This window comes from Agrococcus sp. HG114 (genome assembly GCF_024723325.1).
Lineage (GTDB): Bacteria > Actinomycetota > Actinomycetes > Actinomycetales > Microbacteriaceae > Agrococcus.
The window spans coordinates 1-6624 of the sequence record NZ_JANQCH010000128.1 but is presented as its reverse complement, the minus strand read 5'-3'; the positions used below and the strand labels follow the sequence as shown (position 1 = coordinate 6624).

At 71.3% G+C, this 6624-nt stretch carries 6 protein-coding genes and 1 pseudogene; all 7 read right to left on the bottom strand.

Annotated elements, in window-relative coordinates:
- Window positions 1-964 (bottom strand): hypothetical protein (locus NWP09_RS10875; protein ID WP_258275534.1); only part of this gene is annotated, 964 nt, incomplete at its 3' end.
- 70 nt (window positions 965-1034) lie between these two features.
- On the bottom strand, window positions 1035-1259 hold the full coding sequence (locus NWP09_RS10870; RefSeq protein ID WP_258275533.1) for a YbdD/YjiX family protein: 225 nt from the start codon (window positions 1257-1259) through the stop codon (window positions 1035-1037).
- Between the two features lie 11 nt (window positions 1260-1270).
- Window positions 1271-3505: a carbon starvation CstA family protein gene (locus NWP09_RS10865; RefSeq protein WP_258275532.1), complete on the bottom strand. Its 2235-nt coding sequence runs from the start codon at window positions 3503-3505 to the stop codon at window positions 1271-1273.
- 110 nt (window positions 3506-3615) lie between these two features.
- On the bottom strand, window positions 3616-4275 hold the full coding sequence (locus NWP09_RS10860; RefSeq protein WP_258275530.1) for a methionine ABC transporter permease: 660 nt from the start codon (window positions 4273-4275) through the stop codon (window positions 3616-3618).
- On the bottom strand, window positions 4272-5303 hold the full coding sequence (locus NWP09_RS10855) for a methionine ABC transporter ATP-binding protein (protein ID WP_258275529.1): 1032 nt from the start codon (window positions 5301-5303) through the stop codon (window positions 4272-4274). The genes NWP09_RS10860 and NWP09_RS10855 overlap by 4 nt, the downstream gene beginning before the upstream one ends.
- 67 nt (window positions 5304-5370) lie before the next feature.
- Window positions 5371-6276, bottom strand: coding sequence for a MetQ/NlpA family ABC transporter substrate-binding protein (locus tag NWP09_RS10850; protein ID WP_258275528.1), 906 nt, complete (start codon window positions 6274-6276; stop codon window positions 5371-5373).
- Between the two features lie 86 nt (window positions 6277-6362).
- Window positions 6363-6624 (bottom strand): annotated as a pseudogene (locus NWP09_RS10845) (prepilin peptidase); the annotation flags it as partial.

Below are 6624 nucleotides of genomic sequence, written 5' to 3'. Positions count from 1 at the left end.
GCGCGCGCCCGTCGCGCGCGCTCGCGAACGCGGGCACGGCGGCGCGGGCGGCGGCGGCGCGACGGAGCGCGCCGTCGACGCCGTCCTCGTGGTGCACGAGGCCGAGGAACGGCTGCGTCGTGCCCCACTCGATCGCGGCGAGGGGCGCGAAGTACGCCTCGTCGTCGCGCTCGATCGGCACCGGCAGGTGGACGAAGTCGACCGTGCGCGGGCTGCGGGCCAGCAGCCGCTCGATCACGGCGGCGAGCACGCCGGCGTCGGCGGGCTGCACGAAGTGCGCCTCCTCGACGTCGCCGTAGCAGAGGTGGAAGCCGAGCTGCACGTCGTCCGCGACCGCGGCGGCGAGCGCCGCCAGCCGCTCGACCACGCCATCGGTCTCGTCGCCCTCCCACCACGGCTCGATCCGGAAGGCGGCGCCGCGCTCGCGCTCGAGGAGGGCGAACTCGGTCGCGACGTCCCACTGGATCGCGAGCGACTCGTGCGGGATCGCCGCCTGGATCGCCGCGGCCTCCGCCAGGAGCGCGTCGCGGTAGATCGGCTCGAAGGCAGCGCGGCTGCCCGGCTCGATGAACGCGGCGACCACGCCCGAGGGCGTCGGCAGCGACACCTGGAAGCGCGTGCCCGCCGCGATCTCGCCGGCCGCCTGCAGCCGGGCGAACTCCGCGAACGACTCGCGCGCCGCGGCGGCGTAGCCGAGCTCGGGCAGCGAGACCTCGCCCGTGACGCGGAACGGCCGCACGTCGAAGGTGTCGCGGATGCGGTGGCCGGGCTCGCCGACCCGCTCGAGCCCCGCGGCGCGGTCGAAGCGCAGCGTCTGGAACTGGATCCAGTAGTAGCGCTCCCCCACCTCGCCGTCCGGGATGCGCGGCGCGTGCTCGACGGTGCCGGCGACGGCTCGGAGGACGGCGGATGCGTCGGGCAGGTTGATGCTGCCGACGAGGTGCGAGGGGGCGGGGCTGCTCATGCGGCCATCATGCGCAGGTCCGCGGCCACCGCAGGCGACTGTGACGGACTGTGACGACGGTCAGGCGGGGTCAGCAGCAGCGGCCCTCGGGGTTCGCGTCCTGGCGACGGTACTCGTCGCGCCAGAACTCGCGCTCCGACATGGGCTCGCGGTCCGGGTGCGCGCGCCGCTCGTGCGCGACGTACGCCGCGTACTTCGACTCGCCCGTGACGCCCTTGGCCCACCACACGACGCCGTCCCAGGCGCGCGCGAGGAGCGCGCCGGCGGCTGCCGGGCGCCCCTCGCTCGCACTCATGCCGGTCATCCTCAGTGGCCGGTCGCGACGTGCTTGTGCTCGTCGGGGACCGCGTCCCAGCGCTTCTGGAGCTCGCGCTCCTCCGGCGTCGGGATGAAGCCGGCCGGGGCGAACATCGCCGACTCGTGGCGCTCGTCCTCCTGGTCGACGACGTGGTCGATGCGGAACGCCTTGATGACGTTCGCGACCGAGAAGCCGATCACGATGAGCGTCAGCACGACGAAGATGATCGACAGCGAGCCCTGGATGAAGGTGTTGCGCACCACGGCCTCGAGCGCCGCGACGCCCTCGGTCGTGCCGACCGACGTCTCGCCCGCCGCGAGCGCGTCGCGGAAGCGGACGTGGTTGGCCCAGTAGCCGACCGCCGGCACCGGCGAGAACACCTTGAAGGCGGATGCGGTGACCGTCACGACCGAGATGAACGCGAGCGGCAGCGCGACGACCCACAGCTGCTTGAACGTGCGGCGCTTCGCCACGATCGCCAGCACGATCGCGAGCGCGATCGCGGCGAGCAGCTGGTTCGCGATGCCGAACAGCGGGAACAGGGTGTTGATGCCGCCGAGCGGGTCGGTGACGCCCATGATGAGCACCGCGCCCCACGCGGCGACCATGATGGCCGTGCAGATCCACGCGCCGAGCGTCCAGGACGTGTCCTTGAACTTCGGGAAGATGTTGCCGAGCGAGTCCTGCAGCATGAAGCGCGCGACACGGGTGCCGGCGTCGACCGCGGTGAGGATGAACAGCGCCTCGAACATGATCGCGAAGTGGTACCAGAACGCCATCATGCCCGGGCCGCCGATCCACTGCTGCATGATCTGGGCGAGGCCGAGGGCGAGCGTCGGCGCGCCGCCCGTGCGGCTGACGACCGACTCCTCGCCGACCGCCGCGGCGGTCTGCGCGAGCTGCTCGGGCGTCACGTTGACGCCGGTGAGTCCGAGCGACTGCACGAACGCCGCGGCACCCTCGATCGTGCCCTGCGTGTTGGCTGCGGACGAGTTCATCGCGTAGTAGATGCCCTGGTCGATCGAGATCGCCGCGACGAGCGCCATGACGGCGACGAACGACTCCATGAGCATGCCGCCGTAGCCGAGCAGGCGCACCTGCTTCTCCTTCTCGACCATCTTCGGCGTCGTGCCGGAGGAGATGAGCGCGTGGAAGCCGGAGAGCGCGCCGCACGCGATCGTGACGAAGAGGAACGGGAACAGCGAGCCGGGCCACACGGGGCCGGAGTCGCCCGAGGCGAACTCGGTGAAGGCCGGCACCGTGATCTCGGGGCGCACGACGATGATCGCGAGCGCGAGCGCGACGATGACGCCGATCTTCATGAAGGTCGACAGGTAGTCGCGCGGCGTCAGCAGGATCCAGACGGGCAGCACGGCGGCGATGAAGCCGTAGATGACGATGCCCCACGCGATCGTGACGCGGTCGAGCGTGAAGAGCTCCTGGCCCCACGACGTCTCGGCGACCATGCCGCCGCCGACGATCGCCGCCATGAGCAGCACGAAGCCGATGATCGAGATCTCGAGCACCTTGCCGGGGCGGATCCAGCGCAGGTACGCGCCCATGAAGAGCGCGATCGGGATGGTCATCGCGACCGAGAAGACGCCCCACGGGCTCTCGCCGAGCGCATTGACGACGACGAGCGCGAGGATCGCGGTGATGATCACCATGATGAGCAGCGTCGCGATGATCGCGGCCGCGCCGCCGATGCGGCCGAACTCGTCCTTCGCCATCTGGCCGAGCGAGCGGCCGCCGCGGCGCATCGAGAAGAACATGACGAGGTAGTCCTGCACGGCACCCGCGAGCACGACGCCCACGATGATCCAGATCGTGCCGGGCAGGTAGCCCATCTGCGCGGCGAGCACGGGGCCGACGAGCGGGCCGGCGCCCGCGATCGCGGCGAAGTGGTGGCCGAAGAGCACGCGACGGTCGGTGGCGACGTAGTCGCGGCCGTTCGCCTTGTACTCGGCAGGGGTCGCGCGGGTGTCGTCCGGGCGGACGATCTTCCGCTCGATGTACTTCGAGTAGAAGCGGTAGAAGATCAGGTACGTCGCGACGGCGGCGAACACGAACCAGATCGCGTTGACCGTCTCGCCGCGGACGAGCGCGAGCATCGTCCACGCGACGCCGCCGAGCAGCGCGATCGCGGCCCACACCGCGATCTTCAGGGGCGTCCACTTCTTCGTGGCGGTCTCCTCCACTGCCGCGGGGGGCAGCTCGGGCTTCGATGTGGCGACGTCGGCCATCGTTGCGTCCAATCCGGTGTAACAGCGTTCGGGGAATCCCCGGCTCGATGATAGCCCGCTGCTGGGAGAGATCAGACATCGCGCGGCGCGTCGGGGCGCCGCGGCGCCGCTCAGCGCCGCATGATCCGTCGCGCGAGCCAGTTGCCGAGCACCTGGATGAGCTGCACGACCACCACGATCACGAGCAGCGCCGACCACGTCACGACCGGGTCGAACTGCCGGTAGCCGTAGGTGATCGCGTAGTTGCCGAGGCCGTCGCCGCCCACGAGCCCCGCGACCGCCGACATGTCGACGATCGCGATGACCGCGAAGGTGTAGCCGAGCACGAGCGGGCCGAGGGCCTCGGGCAGGATGACCGTGCGGATGATGCGCCACGGGCTCGCGCCCGTCGACCGGGCCGCCTCGATGACGCCCGTCGGGATCGACACGAGGTTCTGCTCCACGATGCGGGCGATGCCGAACGTCGCGGCGAGCGCGATCGCGAAGATGGCGTACTCGGTGCCGATGCCCTTGCCGACGACGAGGCGGCCGAGAGGCTGCATCGCCGCGAGGAAGATGATGAAGGGGATGGGCCGGAACGTGTTCACGAGCACGTTCAGCACCCACCAGATCGCCGGCTGCTGCAGGATGCCGCCGCGCCGGGTGACGTAGAGGCCCGTGCCGATCACGAGGCCGCCGAGCCCGCCGAAGACGAGCGAGACCGCCACGATCCACAGCATGATCCCGGTCTGCTCGAGCAGCGTCGGGAGGATGCTCGCGAGCTCGTTCATCGCTGCTCCTCCACGCGCACCCCGCTGCCGACGCCCGCGAGCGCCGAGGCGACCGCGTCGGCGTCGCCGCGCACGGCGATCGTCAGCAGGCCGTAGACCCGGCCCTGGATGTCGTCGACGCCGCCGTGCACGAGGTTGAAGTCGACGCCCGCGCGCGCGAGCGCCGAGAAGACCCGCGCCTCGGACGCGCCCTCGTCGGTGAAGGAGATGGTGAACAGCCGTCCCTCGTGCCGCGCGCGCAGCTGCGCGAGCTCGTCGCCCTCCGGCAGCGCGCGCACGACGGTCTGCACGAAGCGTCGCGCGACAGCCGTCTGCGGCCGGGTGAAGACGTCGTACGTGGGCCCGATCTCGACCACCCGGCCCTCCTCCATCACGGCGACGCGCTGCGCGATCCGCGTGATGACCTCCATCTCGTGCGTGATGACGACGATGGTCACGCCGAGCTCGCGGTTCACCCGTGCGAGCAGGTCGAGCACCTCGACGGTCGTCTCGGGGTCGAGCGCGCTCGTCGCCTCGTCGGCGAGCAGCACCTTCGGACTCGTGGCGAGCGCACGCGCGATGCCGACGCGCTGCTGCTGGCCGCCCGAGAGCTGCTCGGGGTAGGCGTCCGCCCGCCCGGCGAGCCCGACGAACTCGAGCAGCTCCTCGACGCGTCGCCGCCGCTCGGCACGGCCGACGCCGATGACCTCGAGCGGGTAGGCGACGTTGCCCGCGACGGTGCGCGAGGTGAGCAGGTTGAAGCGCTGGAAGATCATGCCGATGCCGGTCTGCTGCTCGCGCAGCCGGCGTCCGCGGAGCTCGGTGATCGGCACGCCGCCGATCGTGATGCGCCCGTCGGAGACGGGCTCGAGCTGGTTGATGAGCCGGACGAGCGTCGACTTGCCGGCACCCGAGTAGCCGATGATGCCGAAGATCTCGCCCTGCTCGATGCTGAGCGAGACGTCGTCGACGGCGACGATCTCGTCGCCGCCGCGCTTCGCGGGCGGGAACCGCTTCGAGACCCGGTCGATCACGATGTGCTCGGCCATGCCGCTTCCTCTCGCTCGTCGTGCAGGAGGGGCGGAGGCCAGGCCGGCCCCCGCCCCGTTCGCTCTGCTACTGCGCCTCGAGCTCCGCCTGCACGTCGGCGAGCGCCGCCTGCAGGTCGGACTTCGGCGTCACGGTGAAGATGCCCGACCCGCCCGAGGCCTCGAGCGCGCCCGCCTGCACGTCCTCGTTCGTCTGGTAGATCTCCACGAGGCGGTTCAGCACCTCGTCGTCGACGTTCTCGGCCGTCGTCGCGAAGATGTTGATGTAGGGGGCGGCGGCCGGGTCGTTCGGGTCGTCCTGCGCGATCGCGTCCTCGGGCGTGAGCCCGGCGTCGGTGATGAAGTCGTTGTTGATGATCGCCGCGGCGACGTCGGGCAGCGACGTCGCGGTGAGCGCCGCGTCGACGGCGCGCACGGTGACGCGCGACTCCTCGGCGACGACGTCCTCGACGGTCGAGTAGGGGCTGCCGCCCTCGGCGAGCGAGATGAGCCCGGCCGACTGCAGCACGAGGAGGCCGCGCGCCTGGTTAGTGTCGTCGTTCGGCACGATGACCTCGGCGCCGTCGGGGATCTCGTCGGGCGATGCGTACTTGTCGGAGTACAGGCCGATCGGGTAGATCGCGGTCGAGCCGATGGGCTGGAGGTCGTCGCCCGCCTGCACGTTGTAGTTCGCGAGGTAGATGATGTGCTGGAACTGGTTGATGTCGAGCTCGCCCTCGCTCGTCGCGGGGTTCGGCTGGTTGTAGTCGGTGAAGTCGACGATGTCGAGCTCGATGCCCTCGGCCTCGACCGCCTCCTCGTACGTCGCCCAGTACGGCTCCGAGGCGCCCACGACGCCGAGCTGCACGGGGTTCTCCGCGGTGCCGAGCGCGGCGTCGTCGCTGCCTGCGGCGCTGGCGCTGCAGCCCACGAGTGCGACGGCGAGGCCGAGCGAACCGGCGACGGCGATGGGACGGATGCGTCGGAGGGACATGGGAGGGCTCCTTCAGAAGGCTGCGGGGTCGCTCACCAGGGTAGGTATCAGACAGCCGGGAGCGGGAATCGGGCCGTCACGCGACGTCACACAGCGCCGGCCGCGACGGCCGCGACCGCGATGCCGTGCCCCGCGAGGAGCCACGGCCCGAAGGGCACCGAGCGCCGCCCGCTCGCGAGCGCCGCAGCCCCGGCGATCCCGCCCACGACGACGGATGCGGCGAGACCGGCGGGCGGGACGCCCCACCCGAGCGTCGCGCTCGCGAGCGCGAGCCCGGCACCGAGCTTCACATCGCCCATGCCCATCCCGCCGGCGGTGGCCATGCCGAGCAGCAGCGCAGCGCACGCG

What these genes read in the sequence shown, in the direction of transcription:
- NWP09_RS10870 (WP_258275533.1), bottom strand. Translation starts at nt 1,259, where the DNA reads ATGAGTGCGAGCGAGGGGCGCCCGGCAGCCGCCGGCGCGCTCCTCGCG.
- NWP09_RS10865 (WP_258275532.1), bottom strand. Translation starts at nt 3,505, where the DNA reads ATGGCCGACGTCGCCACATCGAAGCCCGAGCTGCCCCCCGCGGCAGTG.
- NWP09_RS10860 (WP_258275530.1), bottom strand. Translation starts at nt 4,275, where the DNA reads ATGAACGAGCTCGCGAGCATCCTCCCGACGCTGCTCGAGCAGACCGGG.
- NWP09_RS10855 (WP_258275529.1), bottom strand. Translation starts at nt 5,303, where the DNA reads ATGGCCGAGCACATCGTGATCGACCGGGTCTCGAAGCGGTTCCCGCCC.
- NWP09_RS10850 (WP_258275528.1), bottom strand. Translation starts at nt 6,276, where the DNA reads ATGTCCCTCCGACGCATCCGTCCCATCGCCGTCGCCGGTTCGCTCGGC.